Origin of the sequence: Streptomyces sp. SBT349, assembly GCF_001083795.1 — a bacterium.
Taxonomy (GTDB): Bacteria; Actinomycetota; Actinomycetes; order Streptomycetales; family Streptomycetaceae; genus Streptomyces.
In genome coordinates, this window is record NZ_LAVK01000010.1 from 1 (window position 1) to 16580 (window position 16580).

General features: G+C 69.6%; 18 protein-coding genes. 4 read left to right on the forward strand and 14 right to left on the reverse strand.

Annotated elements, in window-relative coordinates; all coding sequences use genetic code 11:
* The 9 genes from ADY01_RS02410 to ADY01_RS02450 all read right to left on the reverse strand — a co-directional run.
* On the reverse strand, window positions 1-401 hold a 401-nt coding region (locus tag ADY01_RS02410), incomplete at its 3' end, for a cupin domain-containing protein (RefSeq protein WP_049564738.1).
* A 45-nt stretch (window positions 402-446) separates the two neighbouring features.
* Window positions 447-1001, reverse strand: a complete 555-nt coding sequence (locus ADY01_RS02415; RefSeq protein WP_049564740.1) for a DUF3291 domain-containing protein — start codon at window positions 999-1001, stop codon at window positions 447-449.
* A 63-nt stretch (window positions 1002-1064) separates the two neighbouring features.
* A complete protein-coding gene (locus tag ADY01_RS02420; RefSeq protein ID WP_078899925.1) occupies window positions 1065-2318 on the reverse strand; it encodes an NAD(P)/FAD-dependent oxidoreductase in 1254 nt (417 codons plus the stop codon).
* A gap of 76 nt (window positions 2319-2394) precedes the next feature.
* Window positions 2395-3123, reverse strand: coding sequence for a rhodanese-like domain-containing protein (locus ADY01_RS02425; protein WP_107081610.1), 729 nt, complete (start codon window positions 3121-3123; stop codon window positions 2395-2397).
* Window positions 3114-4760 (reverse strand): AMP-binding protein, encoded by a 1647-nt coding sequence (locus tag ADY01_RS02430; protein ID WP_049564742.1) that lies wholly within the window; start codon window positions 4758-4760, stop codon window positions 3114-3116. The genes ADY01_RS02425 and ADY01_RS02430 overlap by 10 nt, the downstream gene beginning before the upstream one ends.
* 2 nt (window positions 4761-4762) lie before the next feature.
* Window positions 4763-5674, reverse strand: a complete 912-nt coding sequence (locus tag ADY01_RS02435; protein WP_234320016.1) for an alpha/beta hydrolase fold domain-containing protein — start codon at window positions 5672-5674, stop codon at window positions 4763-4765.
* Complete coding sequence (locus ADY01_RS02440) at window positions 5667-7310, reverse strand: amino acid adenylation domain-containing protein (protein WP_049564743.1); 1644 nt, start codon at window positions 7308-7310, stop codon at window positions 5667-5669. Before ADY01_RS02440 ends, ADY01_RS02435 begins: the two co-directional genes overlap by 8 nt.
* A gap of 17 nt (window positions 7311-7327) precedes the next feature.
* Entirely contained in the window at window positions 7328-7801 is a 474-nt protein-coding gene (locus ADY01_RS02445) for a GNAT family N-acetyltransferase (RefSeq protein WP_049564816.1), read from the reverse strand.
* Window positions 7798-8274 (reverse strand): hypothetical protein, encoded by a 477-nt coding sequence (locus ADY01_RS02450; protein WP_049564745.1) that lies wholly within the window; start codon window positions 8272-8274, stop codon window positions 7798-7800. The genes ADY01_RS02445 and ADY01_RS02450 overlap by 4 nt, the downstream gene beginning before the upstream one ends.
* A 345-nt stretch (window positions 8275-8619) precedes the next feature.
* Between ADY01_RS02450 and ADY01_RS37865 the strand changes: the two genes are divergently transcribed.
* The gene (locus ADY01_RS37865; RefSeq protein ID WP_107081611.1) at window positions 8620-8847 is read left to right on the forward strand and encodes an S-adenosylmethionine:tRNA ribosyltransferase-isomerase; all 228 of its coding nucleotides are present in this window, start codon (window positions 8620-8622) and stop codon (window positions 8845-8847) included.
* Window positions 8829-10103, forward strand: coding sequence for an MDR family MFS transporter (locus ADY01_RS02455; RefSeq protein WP_078899927.1), 1275 nt, complete (start codon window positions 8829-8831; stop codon window positions 10101-10103). Before ADY01_RS37865 ends, ADY01_RS02455 begins: the two co-directional genes overlap by 19 nt.
* Before the next feature lie 46 nt (window positions 10104-10149).
* Here ADY01_RS02455 and ADY01_RS02460 read toward each other — a convergent pair whose 3' ends face one another.
* Genes ADY01_RS02460 through ADY01_RS02480 form a run of 5 tightly spaced genes read right to left on the reverse strand, consistent with a single transcriptional unit; the run spans window position 10150 to window position 14087 of the window.
* Window positions 10150-10692: a DOMON-like domain-containing protein gene (locus tag ADY01_RS02460; protein ID WP_078899928.1), complete on the reverse strand. Its 543-nt coding sequence runs from the start codon at window positions 10690-10692 to the stop codon at window positions 10150-10152.
* A gap of 4 nt (window positions 10693-10696) precedes the next feature.
* Window positions 10697-11719, reverse strand: a complete 1023-nt coding sequence (locus ADY01_RS02465) for a Gfo/Idh/MocA family protein (RefSeq protein WP_049564747.1) — start codon at window positions 11717-11719, stop codon at window positions 10697-10699.
* Window positions 11716-12789 carry a DegT/DnrJ/EryC1/StrS family aminotransferase gene (locus ADY01_RS02470; protein WP_234320019.1) on the reverse strand — a complete coding sequence of 358 codons (1074 nt, stop codon included), beginning with the start codon at window positions 12787-12789 and terminating at the stop codon, window positions 11716-11718. Before ADY01_RS02470 ends, ADY01_RS02465 begins: the two co-directional genes overlap by 4 nt.
* Window positions 12790-12809: 20 nt before the next feature.
* Complete coding sequence (locus ADY01_RS02475) at window positions 12810-13607, reverse strand: inositol monophosphatase family protein (RefSeq protein ID WP_159000904.1); 798 nt, start codon at window positions 13605-13607, stop codon at window positions 12810-12812.
* A gap of 18 nt (window positions 13608-13625) precedes the next feature.
* Entirely contained in the window at window positions 13626-14087 is a 462-nt protein-coding gene (locus tag ADY01_RS02480; protein WP_049564753.1) for an NUDIX hydrolase, read from the reverse strand.
* Between the two features lie 277 nt (window positions 14088-14364).
* Between ADY01_RS02480 and ADY01_RS02485 the strand changes: the two genes are divergently transcribed.
* A complete protein-coding gene (locus tag ADY01_RS02485; protein ID WP_049564755.1) occupies window positions 14365-15342 on the forward strand; it encodes a diiron oxygenase in 978 nt (325 codons plus the stop codon).
* A complete protein-coding gene (locus ADY01_RS02490; protein ID WP_267888408.1) occupies window positions 15335-16570 on the forward strand; it encodes an MFS transporter in 1236 nt (411 codons plus the stop codon). Before ADY01_RS02485 ends, ADY01_RS02490 begins: the two co-directional genes overlap by 8 nt.
* Window positions 16571-16580 lie beyond the last annotated feature (10 nt).

Genomic DNA, 16580 nt, shown 5'->3' on the forward strand with positions numbered 1-16580 from the left:
GGGCAGAACACCAGCGTCCGCTCGGCGAGCCGGTCGCGCGGGGGGGCTTGCTCCAGGACGGCGACGGCGCTCGGTATGTGCTCCCAGTAGATCGAGACGATGTCGAACGCCTCGTCGAAGTCGTTGCGGATCTCGTGGTAGCCGAAGGGCGACAGGTAGACGACCTCGCCCGGTCCCAGCTCACGCTCCTCGTCCCCGAGCACGACGACGGCCCTGCCGGCCAGGACGATGAACATCTCGCCGTCCTGGTGGGCGTGTCGCTTCGAGACGGTGCGCGCGGGGACGCTGCCGAAGACGGAGCCGAACGGCAGCCCGTCGATGTCGGTCGCGGACAGCATGGGTTGAAGGTGCATCTCGTAGGACCAGCTCATCGCCGACCGGTCGAAGGCACGCGTGATCACAGGGAGTCCCCCCAGAGGGTGTGGATTGGATGAGGTGGTTCGGCGTCAGGCGCCGGCCCCTCGCCTCTCGGCCGCGCCGCGCAGCCGCGTCGCGGTGCCGTCGGCGGTGAAGGGCCGGCGCAACGTGAACGAGACCGGGGTCGGACCGTGGTCGTGCAGGTGCTCCAGCCGGCTACAGGCGTCCGACCAGGTGGGGATGGTGTCGTCGGAGACCCACCACGTCGCGTAGGAGGGCCACTCGGGCTTCAGGAACCACTCGTGCCGCCTGCTCAGCGTGGAGCGGTGCAGGCCGGCGTAGACGAAGGAGAAGACGGAGTCCAGATCGGTCCACAGAGACAGGGTGGAGGCCCGGCTGTCGGTCTCGTTGGTCCGGCCGCCCGTGTAGAAGCGCGGAACGTCGAACCTGCCCCACTCTCCCCAGTCCCGCTGGAAGTTGGTGAGATGACTCTGGCCGGGGTCCTCCTTCGCCCGGGCGATGAATCCCGGGCTGCGCTCCGCTTCCTCGAACGTGGGCGGCGTCAGGTCGTCGAACTCCTGGACTTCAGGATTCCCGTACGGCTTCTTCAGGATCGCGAAAGTTGTGAACGCGACGCGCGACATCGGTCTCTGTCCTCCCCTTGTGCGTGCACTGCCGGATATGCCGGCTCCCGGACCTGGTGGGCGCTATTTCCGCGCGGCACCCGAACCCCGGGTCATCAGCCCTCGCATGAAGGCCCGCTGGAATTCGCCCGGCAGCAGCATGCGGCCGGTCAGAGCGAGATACTTCTGGCTCAGTTCCCGACTTCCGCAGATGGTTTCGAACATCCTCTGCCGGGTCGCCGCGTCCTTGTCGACGAGGGAGTCCCCGCAGATTCCTTCGGCATGCGGAAGGACGGTTTTCTCGAATCGCTGCCGGTACTCGTCCAGTCCCTCCCGGAGATCGCTTCCGGCCAGGGACCGGTCGGCGAACGAGCGGGCCAGCAGATCGGCCGACAGCAACGCGAATCCGCACCCGACGCCGCTCATGGGATCCAGCGAGAGGGCCGCGTCGCCGACGAACGGGACGGAGCCGTGTACCGGTTGGCGGATCTGGCTCGGATAGTCGCTGTAGCCCAGCAGGGGTGACTCGGGGACCGCGTGGGTCACCGACGGCGCCTCGGCCAGGCCGTCGAAGTACTTCAGGAACTCCTGGAGCCGGCCGTCCGGTCCGCGCCAGCCCTCGACCCGTGACTTCTCCGCGAAGAGGACGAGCTCGGTCCTGCCGTCGACGAGCGGATAGCTGCACGCCAGATCTCGATCGTTCATGATGAAGACCGAGCGGTTCCCCGCGGGGGCCTCGATCCCCGTGAAGTAGCCGAAGAGGGCGGCGCGTTCGTTCGGACGGCTCTCGGCCGGGTTGCCGAGCAGCCCTGCCAGCCGCGAGCGGTTCCCGTCCGCGGCCACCACCAGCCGGGCCCGGAAACGCTGGGTGCCGGTCCTGTCGCGGGTGTCGAGGGTCCAGCCGGACTCGTCCTCTTCGAGGCTCTCCACGCTGGTGGCGTCGAGGTACCGGACGCCCTGCTGCCGCGCGGCTTCCCGTATCGCGGGGTCGAGCACCCGCCGTTCGAGATTGAGCGCGTAGGAATCCGGCTGCTCGGGGTCGTAGCCGCCGGGCGTCTCGACCACGCCCCCGGGCGTGACGAAGACGGCCTTGGTGGTCACCGACCAGGCGGGTTCGCGGAGGTGGTCCAGCCCGAACTCGGCCAAGAGCGGCACCGTGTGCGGCTGGACGAAGTGGGTGCAGAGCTGCTTGTAGGACTGCTCGGTCATCGCCTTCTTCTCGAAGACCGCGACCCGGTAACCCATCTGGCTGAAGCGGATCGCGATGGCGCAGCCGGCGATGCTCCCGCCCACCACCGCGACGTCCACCGACGAGTCGTCGAACTTCTGAGTGCTCACAGGACGACTACCATCTCTCTGCTCGGGCTGACTCTCTCCATGACTCCCGTGCTCCGGACCTCTCCGCTGACGCCGGCTAGCCGGCGCACCCGCAGTCGACGTGGTGGGCGGCGTGCTGGGAGGCCGACCCTTCGGTGGCGTAGCTCTCCCGCTTCCACCAGTCCAGGCCGCCGATCAGCTCCTTGACCCGGAAGCCGGCGGTCGCCAGCTTGATGGCCGTCTTGGTGGAGGCGTTGCAGCCGATGCCGTCGCAGTAGGCGACGTACAGCGGCGCCTTGGAGAGACCGGCCAGCGAATCCTGGGAGATCGAGCGGTGCGGGATGCTGACCGCGCCGGGGATGTGCTCCCTCTCGTATGCCTCGCTGCTGCGGCCGTCGACGACGACCAGGTCCTGGCCGTCTTCCAGGGCGCCCTTCAGGTCCGCGGAGTCGATCTCGTAGGCGAGCTTCGCCTGGTAGTAGTCCAGCTGGTCGCGCCGCTCCCGGGACTCGCCGCTCCCGCTCGAAGGCGCGGGCGTGTCCTCCTCCGCCGTGGACCGGTCGGCCTCCCCCATGAACCGGTCGGCGATCGCGTACAGGTCGCCGAGGGTGCTCGGAGTGACCAGCGAGTCCGCGTGCTCGCCCAGGTCGACGCCGCAGTCCTCCAGGAGCGTGACCAGGACGCTGATGGTCAGGAGGGAGTCCAGACCCAGGGTGTTGAGCGGCGTGTCGTCGGGGAGCGGGGAGAGATCCACCGGCTTGCCCAGTGCCGCTTCCAGGTATGCGGCGACCTTGTCCTTCACCGTGTCGTACACCGCTACAGACATAGCTCCACCTCATCAATAGCCTCGACGGCGCCATCGGCCGTCAGTACGAAATAGTGGGAGTTCGACTGCTGAGCCGCTGTCGTGAGCTGTTGGACCAGGCGCCGTTCCTCGGGCTCCGCGGTCGATGGGGCTGATGCCGCGGGCGACCAGATCATCAGGGTCGGGCGCATGGAGGCGGGCAGCAGGCCGCGCAGGTGCTCCGTCACCGCGGCGACCACGCGTCCTTCCTCCGACACCACGACGAGGGCGACCACGTCGCGCTGATGGCGCTGGACCACGACCACGACCGCCCGGTCGACGCCGGGACACCTCAGGGCGGCCCGGCGGATCTCGGCCAGGTGGGTACGGCGGCCCGCCAGCCAGGTGATCTGCGCGTCGCCGTGCCGGTGCAGCACGATGTTGCCGTCCGCGTCGTGGCTGCAGATGTCCCCGGTCCTGAAGTAGCGCGTCCCGTCCAGCTCGACGACCAGCCGGGCGGTCTCCTCCGGCTGGTCGAAGTAGCCGCGCATGACCTGCGCGCCGCCGACCAAGAGCTCACCCTGCGCGCCGGGCTCATGGAGTTCGACCCCGTCCCGCATGATCTTCGCCCGCATGCCGCGCAGCGGCCGGCCGACGGGAGGGGCGGTCGCGCGTTCCGCGTCCTGCGGCTCGACCGCGTAGGTGAAGCTGAAGATCGTGGCCTCGGGCGGGCCGAAGGCGTGGACGACACGGGTCTGCGGCAGCTGCTTCGTCCAGATGCGCAGGACGGCGGGGTCGCAGACCTGGGCGCCCGTCATCACCAGTTCCAGGGCGGGCAGCTTGGCCCGGGTGATCTGCCGCCCGTCGCCGGTGATCATGGCCAGGAGCATCGTGACCGCGATCAGATGCGTGATTCCCTCCCGGGCGATCACGGAGCGCATGACGGCGCCGGCCGGGAGACCGCGGAACTGGTGGACGTAGGCGCCCAGCGACAGGGGGAGCAGCGTGTCCTCGATCGACACGTCGAAGTGGAACGGGGACAGGCTCAGCACGCGGGAATCCGGCGTGAAACGGAGCACCTCGTTGTGGTTGCCGAAATAGGCGAGGAGGCCGGCGACGCTGATCTCGGCCCCCTGCGGCTCACCCGTCGCACCGGAGGCGAAGACGATGTACGCGGCCTCCTCCGGCCGATGGGCCACGGTGGCATGGTCGGGCGCCGACCCGAGCAGGATCTCGGCCAGTCGCTCCCTGTCCAGCCGGCGGATGTCGGGAGCCACCGGGGCCGGGTCGCCCAGCGTGATCACCACCACCGGCCGCAGGCGCGTCAGCAGTCCCCGCAGCCGGGCCTCGGGCTCCGCGGCGTCGAGGGGGACGTAGACGGCGCCGCACTTCCAGATGGCGATGGCGAGCATGGGCATGATGGCGCGCTTCTCCGCCAGGACCGCTACGCGATCACCCGCACCGACCCCCTGCTCGGCCAGCCAGGCCGCGACCGCCCGCGCGCCCTGTTCGAGCTGGGCGAACGTGTAGCCGACCTCCCCGTCGTCGATCGCGGTGCGGTCCGGCCACCTGAGGGCCGGAGCCACCAGCAGATCACCGAGGGCAGGTGGCGCCTCGGCCCCGTCGGCGGGGTCGGTCGACCAGGGGGGTAGTGCTACCGTCCGCGCTCTGACTGCCACGCTCAGCCCTGTCCTTTCAGAGGAAATGCGGTCCTGGCGATCTCGGCCACGGCGCTCCCGGCCGAAGCCAGCTTTCCGGCGTACAGGCAGAAGTCGTGCGGGAGATCAGGGAAGTGCTGATGCCGCAGGCCGGCCGGCCTGCCGGCCAGGCGCTCCACCCAGGCGAGTCCTTCGTCACGGAGCACGTCGCAGCCGGCCGTCACGACCGAGCAGGCAGGCAGCCGGGCCAGATCGCTCTCCGGCAGGGCCATCGGATCGAAGTCGCGCTCCGAGAAGAAGGGGTGCAGTACCGACCGGAAGAGCCGCATGCTGGCGCGGTCGAGGAAGTAGCCCTCGCCGAACGTCCGGTAGGACTCGCGTTCCGTCCGCAGGTCGAGGACCGGGTAGATCAGCACGATGCGGGAGAAGACCTCGGGCAGGACGCGCAGGCTGAGGTAGAGCGCGAGCAGCCCGCCGACGCTGTCGCCGGCGAGGACGAGCGGCCGGTCCGCCAGGGTGCGTAATCGCGCCGCGAGGTGGCCCGTCAGCTGCTCCACGGCCTGCTCGACGGTGTGTTCCGGCGCCTTCGGATACGCGAGCGCCTCCACGGGCGCCTCCAAGGCGCCCGCCAGCGTGCGCAGGAAGGGCCGGAAGACGGCCGTCGAGTAGTAGACCATCCCGCCGCCGTGGATGTAGACGACCCAGGGGCTCTCCGCGGCCTCCCGTGCCGGCCGGATGATCAGCGAGTGCTCACCCGCGTCGACCGACGCGCCGTCGTCCGGCTCGGCCGCGCCTCCGAAGCGGGAGATCCACCGCTCGGCGTTGGCCCGGTCCTCCACGAGCGAGCCGGTGGACGTCCTGGCCGCCATGATCTTCCGGGCGGCGGCCAGGCGGCCGAACTCGACGTTCAGGGTCCGCCCCGCCACGTCAGTCACGGCCGACCCCGTCGACGGGCCGGAAGTCCCCACCGGGCGAGAGCGCGTAGTGGGTCGCGCTCGACTCCCGGGCCGCCTCCGCGAGCCGTCGCATCAGCCGGCTCTCGTCCGTCTTGCCCGTCGAGGACACCGCGAGCACGGGCGACCAGGCCACGACCGCGGGGCGCATGTACTCGGGCAGCAGGTCCGCGAGCAGCTTCTCCACGTCCGCCACCACCGCCCGTTCCGGTGCCAGCACCACGAGGGCGATCACGTCGTGGCCGTGGCGCGGGACCAGCGCGACGGCCGCCCGCTCGACGCCCGGGCAGCTCAGCACCGTCTGCCGGATCTCGCCCAGGTGGATCCGGCGGCCGGCCAGCTTCACCTCGTCGTCGTTCCGGCCGCGGAACACGATGTCGCCGTCCTCGTCGTAGCTGCACATGTCGCCCGTGCGGTAGTAGCGGACACCGTCCACCTCGGCCACGCGGCGGGCGGTCTCCTCCGGCTGGTCGAAGTAGCCGCGCATCACCTGCTCGCCGCCGATCCACAACTCGCCGATCCGGCCGGGCTCGTGGACCTCGTTCCCGTCGTCCACGATCCGTGCCGCCACGCCGCGCAGGGGCCGGCCGATCGGGTACGAGCTCATCCGCTCCGGGTCGGCCCGCTCTATCTCATGGGCGACGCAGACGATCGTCGCCTCGGTCGGCCCGTAGACGTTGAGGACGCGCAGCTCGGGGAGGCTGCTCTTCCAGACGTTGATGACACCGGGGTCGCAGACCTCCGCGCCCGTCATGACCATCTCCAGGCACGGGAAGTTCTCCCGGGTGACCTGACGCCCGCCCTCCGTGATCATGGTCAGCAGCGTGGACACCGCGATCAGGTGCGTGATCCGCTCGCGCTTGATGATCGCGCGCATGATGGCGCCGGCGTGGACGCCGCGGAACTGGTGGACGAACGCCCCCAGGGACAGGGGCAGCAGCGTGTCCTCGATCGACACGTCGAAGTGGAACGGGGACAGGCTGAACACCCGTGAGTCCGGGGTGAACCGGAGCACCTCGTTGTGGTTCCCGAAGTAGGCGACCAGGTTGGCGACGGTGATCTCGACGCCCTTGGGCTCGCCCGTGGACCCCGAGGTGAAGATGATGTAGGCCGTGTCCTCGGGCCGGCGGGCCACGGTCGGCCACTGCGGGGCCGGTCCCGTCACGATCGCGTCCAGCCGCCTTCGGCCCACCCAGCTCACCTCGTCGACCGCCGGCTCCCGGTCGTCCAGGGTGATCACGAGGCGCGGCTCCAGCCGGCCGAGCAGGCCGCGCAGGCGCGGGTCCGGCTGCGCGGCGTCGAGCGGGACGTAGACGGCGCCGCACTTCCAGATCCCGATGGCCAGGACGGGCATGAGGGCGCACTTCTCGGCCAGGACCGCCACCCGATCGCCCGCGCCGACCCCCTGCCCGGCCAGCCAGGCCGCGAGCACCCGGGCCTGCCGCTCCAGCTCGCCGAAGGTGAGGCCGCTGCGCCCGTCGTGGACCGCCGGGCGGTCCGGCCAGTTGCTCGCCGCCGCCCGGACGAGGTCGCCGAGCGCCGGCGCCGGGCGGGCCTGGTCGGCGGGGTCGAGCGACCACGGCGGCAGCGAGGCCGGCGAGGTCATCGGCGAAGTCATCGGTACAGAACTCGTCGTCACGAGACGCCACGCACCCCAACGTCGTAGTGGAAGCGAACCTTCGTCTTGGCTCCGGCGCCCATGCGCCGGTAGAAGCCGACGCCGAGCTCGTTGTCGGGAGGTGTCTGCCACTCGGCCCAGCCGCATCCGTGGGCGACCGAGAACTCCCGCAGCCGATCGAGGAACATGCGGCCGATCCCCATCCCGCGGTACGGCTCTCGGAGATAGAGGCAGTCCATATAGGCGAACCGTTCGGCGCTCCAGGTGGCGAAGTCGGTGGTGACGGTCATGTAGCCGCAGGGCTCCCCGCCGTCCGTCGCCATCCAGCCGTGCAGCGCGGGCCGTTCCGAGAACAGCGCCGAACGCCAGCGCTCGACCTGGCCGTTCTCACGGAAGTCCGCCTTCTCGTAGGCCGCGTGCTCGCGGCACAGCTCCAGCAGCGCGTCCAGGTGGCCCGGCTCGAACGGCCGCACCGTGATATCGCGGCTCACACCCACCCCGAGAAGGTCGTGCCCAGGTACGCGTCGAGCGAGGCTTGGTCGAGCCGGCCTTGCGCCAGCACGGTGTTGACCCAGGCGTCGCGCTCGAACCCGATGATCTGGAGCTCCCAGACGCAGGCGATCAGGTCCCGCTGAGCAAGCGGAGCGAACGTCGTGTCCCCCTCGGCGTCGACCACCGAGCCGCGCACCCAGTGCTTGAGCATGTCGGCGTCGTACCACTGGCTCACCAGCAGGTAGTCGGCTTCCATCCCGTGGTGCAGGATCAGGAAGCCGACCGGGTGGTCCCCCTCCTGCGGGGGCTCGCGCAGCACCGAGGCCGCGTGCCGCCGCAGCCACTCCGGCTCCGGGGGTGCGGAGTGGCGCTCCGGCTCCGCGAACATCGTGTATGCCTTCAGCACCCGGCCGGACACATCCACCGGCGGGAGCGCCTTTACCAGGCGAGGCGAGTAAGTCAACGGGTTCATCTGACAGCGTTCCCCGCCCGCAGGTCTTCGGCCATCTCTGTCACGTGGTCTTCCCCTTCGAGCTGTCTCAGATCGTCCGTAGGGAAGGCGCCTTGAACGGCTTACGCTTCTGCCGCGAGCTCCCCATGACAGCCCCCCGTCATCGCTGCACTCCAGTGATCTGACCAGTCCGCACCGCCGGTAAGTACATCAGTTCGTAGGACCGACGCACCATACGATTATGCGCCATACGATCATTGACGCCAGGGGTGTGGAAGGCTTTGCTGAATTCCAAGGTCATAGTCACGGGGGGAACATGGGTACCCTTGCGCCCGATGGTTTCATATGCCTTAGGCGACAGCGCAGTTGGTCGGTGCGGGTGCGAGCGGGGGACGAGTCGTCGCGGTCGGGACAACGGTGATCCGAGCGCTGGAACCGGCGGACAGGGAGCGGGGCGCATTTGCCCCTTTTGCTGGATCTCCCGGGTCGATATCCATTCGGGCGCCGAGGGCATCGGGGTATCGGTTCCGTAAACATCCGGCCATTCTCACGAGCGTTACGACGGAGGGGAACGCATGCGATTCAAGCCACTGACGAGGACGCGATCATCGCTCGCTGCGACGTTCGGTGGACTTCCGACCGGCTTCTGGTGGCTCTGGACCGCTCAACTGATCAATCGCGCATGCGGCTTCGTGATGCCGCTGCTCGCGTTCTACGTCACCGACGAACTGGGTCGCAGCGCGCCCTTCGCCGGTGCCGTCGTCGCGGCCATCGGCGTCGGATCGCTCGCGGCGGGGCCGCTCGGCGGCATTCTGGCCGACCGGCTCGGCCACAAGCCGACGCTCGTCGGCGCGCAGGCCGCTACCGCGGCGAGCATGATCGCGCTCGCCTACGCCCGTTCGCCCTGGGCCCTGCTGCTCGGAGCCTTCGTCGTCGGTCTGGTCAACAACGCGACGCGGCCCGCGCACAACGCCCTCATCGCCGAGGTGATCCCCCCGCCGGACCAGGGCAGGGCCTACTCGCTCAACTTCTGGGCGCTCAACATCGGTTACTCCGTGGCGATGCTCTCGGTCGGCCTCGTCGCCGTCACCGGCTACACCGCCCTGTTCTGGCTCAACGGCGCCACCCTCGTGATCAGCGCCCTGCTGATCATGATCCAGGTCCCCGGGGGCCGCCCGGCCCCAGCGCCGGCGGACGCCCCGGACGGCGAGGGATTCGGCGCCGTCCTGCGCGACCGGGCCTTCGTGGCGTTCGTCGCCGCCGAGTTCCTGGTGCTCACCATCCTCTACCAGTCCGAGAGCGGTCTGCCGATCGCGATGAGCCAGGACGGGTTCTCGCCGAGCACGTTCGGGCAGGTGGCCGCGCTCAACGGGATCGTGATCGCCGTCGTACAGCTTCCGCTCACCCGGTACTACAAGCGCTTCCCCGAGTCGTGGGTGCTCGCCGGTTCGTCGGCACTGATCGGAATCGGCTACTCCCTCCTCCTGCTCGGCGACTCGGCCTGGATCTACGCGCTCTCCATCGTGGTGTGGACCATGGGCGAGATAGGCAACACGCCGACCAGCTTCGCCATCGTGGCGCGCATCTCACCGGAACACCTGCGCGGTCGCTACCAGGGTCTCTATCAAGTCGCCTGGACGGGATCGCTGGTGGTGGCGCCGCTGATCAGCGGAGGGGTGATCCACACCTACGGCACGGGGCCGCTCTGGATCGGCTGCCTGATCGTCGGCCTGGCGGCGGCAGCGGCGCAGCTGGGCATCGGCACGCGGCTCGGCCGGCGCGCCGGGGCCGCGGTGCCGGTCCGGTCGGAGCCCGAGTCGGTTGCCGCGCAAGGACTCGCGGAGAAGTGAACACGCTGGGTCGCCGCCGTGCACCCGCCGCGCCGGCGTCAGCGCCTCAGGGGCCGATGAGGAAACCGTCGGGGTGGTGGAAGTCGGGCCTCGGCGAGGGGTGCTTCAGCGCCCAGTAGCCGAGCCGGCCCCTGTCGTCCTCGATCACCGCGGTCAGGGCGATCGGGCCCGCGTGCGGCAGGTCGCGCAGGTCCGCCCGCACCTCCATCTCCAGCCGGTGCGCCGTGCGCGTGACCCGGATCCGGGGGTGCCGGGCGGGGCGGGCCGGCGCCATGCCCGTGTGGTAGTCGTCGAAGGTGTAGAGCGCCCACTCCGTGGAGGGGGAGGCGTTCAGTTCGAGATAGGCGGGGCCGTCCGCCGTCCGGCGCGCGAACATCTCGAAGCACGTGTGTCTCCACAGCTCGTCCGTGTGCCGCGGCTCCCGTGCGGGCGGGGTGCGGAGCCGGGAGAGATCCCCCTCCAGCACGTACCGCAGGGCGAGCGTGCCCGGAACGGGCTCCCGCAGATGCACGTCGAGCGCGCGCACGACGCCGGTGTCCTGGGGCGCGAAGGGGTGCAGGGAGACGCTGCGCGGAAACCGTGGCGTCACCGCGTCACGCCCTCGCGGCCGGGGGAGGCGACGGGTGCGGCGCCCGGTCCGTCCCGGCGGAGTCCAGGATCGCCGCGACGGCTTCGTGGCTCGGCAGGATCGAGCGGGCCTCCGCGACGGCGTCGGCCCGCCCCTGCGCCAGGTCCATGAACCTGTCCCACTGCGCCGCCAGGGGTTCCCGGCGCCCGCCGCACGCGACGCGCTCCGTGGCACCGTCCGTGGCACCGTCCTCGACGGGAGAGGCGGTCGAGCCGTCGAGGGACTCCTCCGGCCCTCGCGCGTACACGGTGACGCACGGGTTCAGGAGGTCCCCGACGATCGTCCTGTCGCGCTCGACGACGGTGAGCCGCCGGGTCCTCGTGTCCGATACGCGGCTCGCCGCCAGGGTCGCGTGGCGATCACCCGGGAACCGCAGCTCGGCCGCCACCGTGTCCTCCCCCTTCCGGCCCTCGCCGCTGTGGCGCTCGACCGCGGCGTGCACGACCTTCGGGATGTCCCCGCCGAACAGGCCGATCGCGAGGTCGAGATCGTGCACCAGGAGATCCCAGGAAACGCCGGCACGCATGCGAGGGGAGTAACTGGAGAGCCGCTGGGTGCGCACGCGCATCGGGGATTCCACGCGCGCCAGGATCTCGCGGACGGCGGGGTTGAATCTCTCGATGAACCCGCACATCAGGGGGACCCCGCGGCGCAGCGCCGTGTCCACCATCTCCCTGCTGTCACCCAGGCTCGCGGACAGCGGCTTCTCCACGAGCAGCGGAACACCCGCTGCCAGCACGTCCGACGCGATGGTCAGGTGCTGGTCCGTCGAGCAGGCGACGACCACGGCGTCGACCCGCGAGAGATCGTCGAGCTTCGGTATCCAGTCGGTGTCGAAACGCCGCGCCAGCCTGCGCCCGGCATGCTCGGCGGGATCCACCACGGCCACCAGCCTGCTGCGCTCGCTCTCGGAGATGACGCGTGCGTGGTGGGTGCCCATGGTGCCGGCCCCTACGAGGAGGACGCGGGGGAGCGGGGTCCCGGTCATGCGCGCAACGCCTTCCGCGCGGCGGAGACGATGCGATCCACTTCCGGATCGGTCAGCCCTGGGTGCACCGGAAGGGAGAGGATCTCCGAGGTGATCCGTGCCGCCACCGGGACATCCGAGGCCACGACCTGGGGGTGCCCGCGGTAGCAGTCGTAATCGAATACCAGCCGCGGGTAGTAGATGCCCGTCGCTATTCCCTCGGCGGCCAGCGCGGCCGCGAGTTCGTCGCGCGTGCACGGCGCGCCGTCGGTGAGGCGAACGGTGTACTGGTGCCACACGTGACGGCGCCCCGCGAGGGTCTCAGGAGTGATCAGCCCGGGAATTCCGGCGAGGCCCTGCGACAGCCTGGCCGCGTTGTCGTTCCGGCGCGCGGAGAACTCCTCCAGCCTGCGGATCTGCGAGAGGCCCACCGCCGCGTGGATGTCGGAGAGACGGTAATTCCCGCCGACGCAGGAGTAGTCGTAGCGGCTCCGCATTCCCTGGTTCCGGAACAGGCGCACGCGGTCGGCCACTTCGCCGTCGTCGGTCGTGACGACGCCCCCTTCGCCGGCCGTCACGTTCTTGGTCGCGTACAGCGAGAAACAGCCGACCCCGAAGCTGCCCGCCGGCCGGCCGTCGAGAGTCGCCCCGATGGCCTGGGCGGAGTCCTCGACCACCGCCAGGCCATGCACCGCCGCCAGCTTCTCGATCGCCACCAGGTCCGCCATCTGGCCGTACAGGCTCACCGGCAGCAGCACCCTCGTCCGCTCGTTGACCTGGCCTTCGACGAGGGCGGGGTCGATGTTGAAGTCACCGGGCCGGATGTCGGCGAACCGGACGGTGGCGCCACTGGCGATGACGGCGTTCAACGTGGCGGCGAACGTGAACGGTGATGTGATGACCTCGTCCCCCGGACGCAGGGCCAGGGCCTCCAGGCTGAGGGACAGAGCGGCCGTCCCGCTGTTCACCGCGACGGCGTGCTCGGTGCCGGCGATCCCGGCCATGGCCGCTTCCAGCCGCTCCACCATCGGTCCCTGGGTGAGGTGCCCCGACCGCAGGACCTCCATCACCAGCGGCTCCGCGTCCCGCACATCGACAGAAACGAGCGGTATCAATGGAAGCCCCCTGAAATCGTGTGCGTGAGCGTTTCATGAGATCCGGAGTCGCAGGCCAGGATGGAGAACACCTCCGACGTCCTCGCCCTCGGGTCCGTGTAATCGAGAGGCCGGCCGTCCATGCCGGAGAACACCCCGCCCGCCTCCTCGATGATGGCGTGCGGCGCGACGCAGTCCCAGATCCGGTTGCGGCGGTGCATGAACGCCCCGTACGCGCCGCCGGCCACCATCATGCAGTCGAAGACGCTGTTGCTCATGCGAATGCCCCGGCAACGGGCGGCGAGACGGGCCAGGATGCGGCAGTCGAGTTCGATCTCCGACGGATGGATGTCCATGCCGTAGGCGATCAGGTGCCCGGCCGGATCGGCATCGTGCGCCAGCTGTATGCGCTCGCCATTGCGGTAGGCCCCCTGCCCCGCCTCGGCGAGGTAAGTCTCCGACAGGGCGGGCAGCGCCACCCCGCCGGCCACGGGCTTCCCGTGCTCCAGAACGCCCACCATGACACCGAACAGCGGACTTCCCACCGCGAAGTTGGACGTTCCGTCGATGGGGTCGATCACCCAGGTGACCGGTGATGTCCCCGAGATCGTCCCCGATTCCTCGTCGATGACGCTGTCGTCCGGGAACCGTTCATGGATGCGGCTCTTCAGCTGGTTTCCGATGACGAGGTCCGCCGGCGTCACCACCTGATTCGCGTCGTCCTCCTTCACATGGAAGGGCTGGCCGCGCGGGAATTCCATCACGCGCTTTCCGGCGTCGTGGAGAAGGGATTCCAGGAAAGTCAGACAGGTCACTTCGGCGCGCTCCCGGGGTCACAGAGAATGAGTGGCCGTCTTCGCGTAGTGCTCCAGGATCGGCACCTCGGGGGCAATGAGATCGGCGGGAATCCGATCCACCGGGAAAAGCTCCGCGCCCGCCACTTCCCGCGGATCCAGCCGGTAGTCCCAGTGCCGCGAGGTCGCCGTGTACACGGTGGTGATGTTGAACACCTGGTCGCCGTTCGGATAACGGAAGTACTGATCGGGCCCGGAGAAGACGTGCATCAGCGAGAGGTCGCGGATCTCCAGCCCGGTCTCCTCCATGACCTCGCGACGCGCCGTCTCCTCAAGGGTCTCGCCGGGTTCCGTGAACCCGCCCGGAAGCCCCCAGCCCCCGGTGTCCGCCCGTTGCAGGAGCAGGACGTGCCCACGGGAGTCCACGACGATCACCGCCGCCCCGGGAAGAATGAGTGGGCGCGTCCCCACCAGTGCGCGCAATTCTCCGATGTAGCTCACCGCACGTCCTCTGGCTGGTTGCATCATGTCGGACTAGAGGGAACAAGAGTAGCGAGGCCGGGTGGTGCGGCCCAACGATTCGCCCCGGGCCGAATAACCCCTTTTGACTCATGCGCCGACGGGATCTGCGCGTCCTTCGACCTGCGCCCGCGGAAATCGTGGCCCCGGGAGCCTTGACAAGTCGTCAGGCGCTGCAATCACATGGGTACGCAATCCGAAACGCACCTTGGGAGCCGTGCTCGGCCTCGGGGATCCTGGACCATAAAGGAGTGCCGCTGTGACGGACGACCACCTCCAGGCATCGGGTTCCGCGGAATCCGCCGCCGAGCCGCACGTCGGTCCGAGCACACTCAAGCGCCTCGCCGCGGCGTGGCCCCGACGGGCCACCATCCGCACGGACATGGCCGATTTCATGGGCGCCGAACTGGATGGTTCCGGCAAGACCGACTATCCGGTCACGCTCATCCCGTTCGCGGACCACCCGCGTTTCCTCGACGCGCCCGAGGAGTCGCGCGCACTGGTCAACACGCTGGCGTGGCAGGCATACAACGCCCGGGTGATCGCGGCCGAGGAGTACGTCGCGAACCCGACGTTCGAGATGCTCACCCACGGCGTCTTCCCCGGCGTGGAACGCTACGAGGCCAAGGAAGCGGTGCAGCAGTCACACATCGACGAGGTGTGGCACACCTACATGCATATGACGGCCATGCAGCGCACCAGGGAGGCCCGCCGGCTCACCGTGGAACCGGACTACTCGCATCCGGTCACGAACACCCGCCTGTTCCGGCTGACCGCGGAGTGCAGCGAGAAATGGGAACGGGACATGCTGTTCCTGGTGTGGACGGTGGTCGGCGAGCTGCACATCAACAACTTCCTCGAACTCCTCGCACACGACCGGACGATCCAGCCCATGCACGCGCTGGTGGCGCGCCTGCACGCGAGGGACGAGGCCGCGCACGGGCCCATCGTCGCGGAAGTCATGAAGGACATCTTCGTGCACCTCACCAAGGAACAGCGAGAGCTGTTCATCCGCACGCTTCCGGACGCGATCATCGCCCTCGGCGCCCAGGACTACGACATCTGGGCCGACATCCTCGACTTCGTCGGGATCGCCGGCGCCACCGACATCATCGCCGACACGCGCCGCCTGCCGGGGACGGAGATGATGTTCACGGACTTCTCCACGGTGGCCCGCCTGATCCGTGACCTGGGAATCGAGGACCGCGTCGAGTACGACTTCGCGCAACGTGACTGAGGCGCCCGTCGCGTTGCACACGCGGGAAAGGGTCGAACCCCAGGAAAGCCTCTGGTCCCGGGACTTCACCCTTCTTTTCGCGGCCCGGACGATTTCCGTGCTCGGCGACCAGATGCTCGTCCCGACCGCGATCACCGTGGCCGTGCTCCAGGCCGGGCACGGCGTCACCGGCGTGGGGTACGCCCTCGCGGCCCACGGTGCGCCGCTGGCGCTCTTCGTCGTCCTCGGCGGTGTCCTCGTCGACCGGTTCACGCCGATCCGGGTCATGGTCGTCGCGGACATCGCCCGCATGATCATCCAGGGCGGCCTCGCCGTCGCCTTCATCGTCGGCACACCGGACCTCTGGCTGATCGTCACGCTGCTCGCACTGGGCGGCACCGCCACGGCCGCCTTCCAGCCCGGCTACGTGAGCGTCATCCCGCGCACCGCCCGTGACGTGCAGAAGGCCAACGCGGCGATCCGCGTCACCGAGTCGCTCATGTGGGTGCTGGGGCCCGCCGTCGCCGGAGTGCTCATCGCCGTCTCGTCCATCTCGGTGGTCCTGGTCCTGGACGCCGCGACGTTCGGGATCAGTTGCGTCTGCCTGCTCGCCATGCGGCTGCGCATGTCCCGTTCGGTGCGGCGGTCCACCGTGCGCGGCGACCTCGTCCAGGGGTGGCGCGAGTTCTCGTCGCGCACCTGGCTCTGGGGCGTCATCGTGATCTTCATGCTCTTCCAGGCGACCGTGAACGGGCCCTTCCTGACGCTCGGCCAGAGCTTCGTCACCCTGGAGTACGGAGAGAGCGCCCTCGGCTTCGTGATGGCGATGTTCGGCGCCGGAAGTGCCATCGGCGGGCTGGTCGCCGTGCGCCTGCGTCCGGCGCATCCGCTGCGGGCAGGCGCCCTCGCGCAGGCCGGCACCGTCCTGTGCGTGCTCGCGGTGGCGTTGCAGCTGTCGGTGCCGGTGATCGCCGCCAGTTACGTCGTGTGGGGCGCCGGCGCGGCGTTCTGGCTGGTCATGTTCCACACGGCGGTCCAGACGAAGATCCCGCCCGACGTCCTCGGCAGGGTGCACGCCTACGACGTCGCGGGCTCGGTCGTCATGCGGCCGGCCGGTCAGATGGCGGCCGGCCCGGCCTCCGTATGGGTGGGGGTGGCACCGGTGCTGTTCTTCTCCTCGACGATGGTCCTGGTCACGGTCGGACTGCTGCTCGCGGTTCCCGCGATCAGGAACCTGCGCCGGGAGTGAGGAGCGCGCC

Excerpts from the sequence above, each read along its gene's own strand:
- ADY01_RS02415 (WP_049564740.1), bottom strand. The coding sequence starts at position 1,001 with ATGTCGCGCGTCGCGTTCACAACTTTCGCGATCCTGAAGAAGCCGTAC.
- ADY01_RS02425 (WP_107081610.1), bottom strand. The coding sequence starts at position 3,123 with ATGTCTGTAGCGGTGTACGACACGGTGAAGGACAAGGTCGCCGCATAC.
- ADY01_RS02440 (WP_049564743.1), bottom strand. The coding sequence starts at position 7,310 with ATGACTTCGCCGATGACCTCGCCGGCCTCGCTGCCGCCGTGGTCGCTC.
- ADY01_RS02450 (WP_049564745.1), bottom strand. The coding sequence starts at position 8,274 with ATGAACCCGTTGACTTACTCGCCTCGCCTGGTAAAGGCGCTCCCGCCG.
- ADY01_RS02455 (WP_078899927.1), top strand. The coding sequence starts at position 8,829 with ATGCGATTCAAGCCACTGACGAGGACGCGATCATCGCTCGCTGCGACG.
- ADY01_RS02465 (WP_049564747.1), bottom strand. The coding sequence starts at position 11,719 with ATGACCGGGACCCCGCTCCCCCGCGTCCTCCTCGTAGGGGCCGGCACC.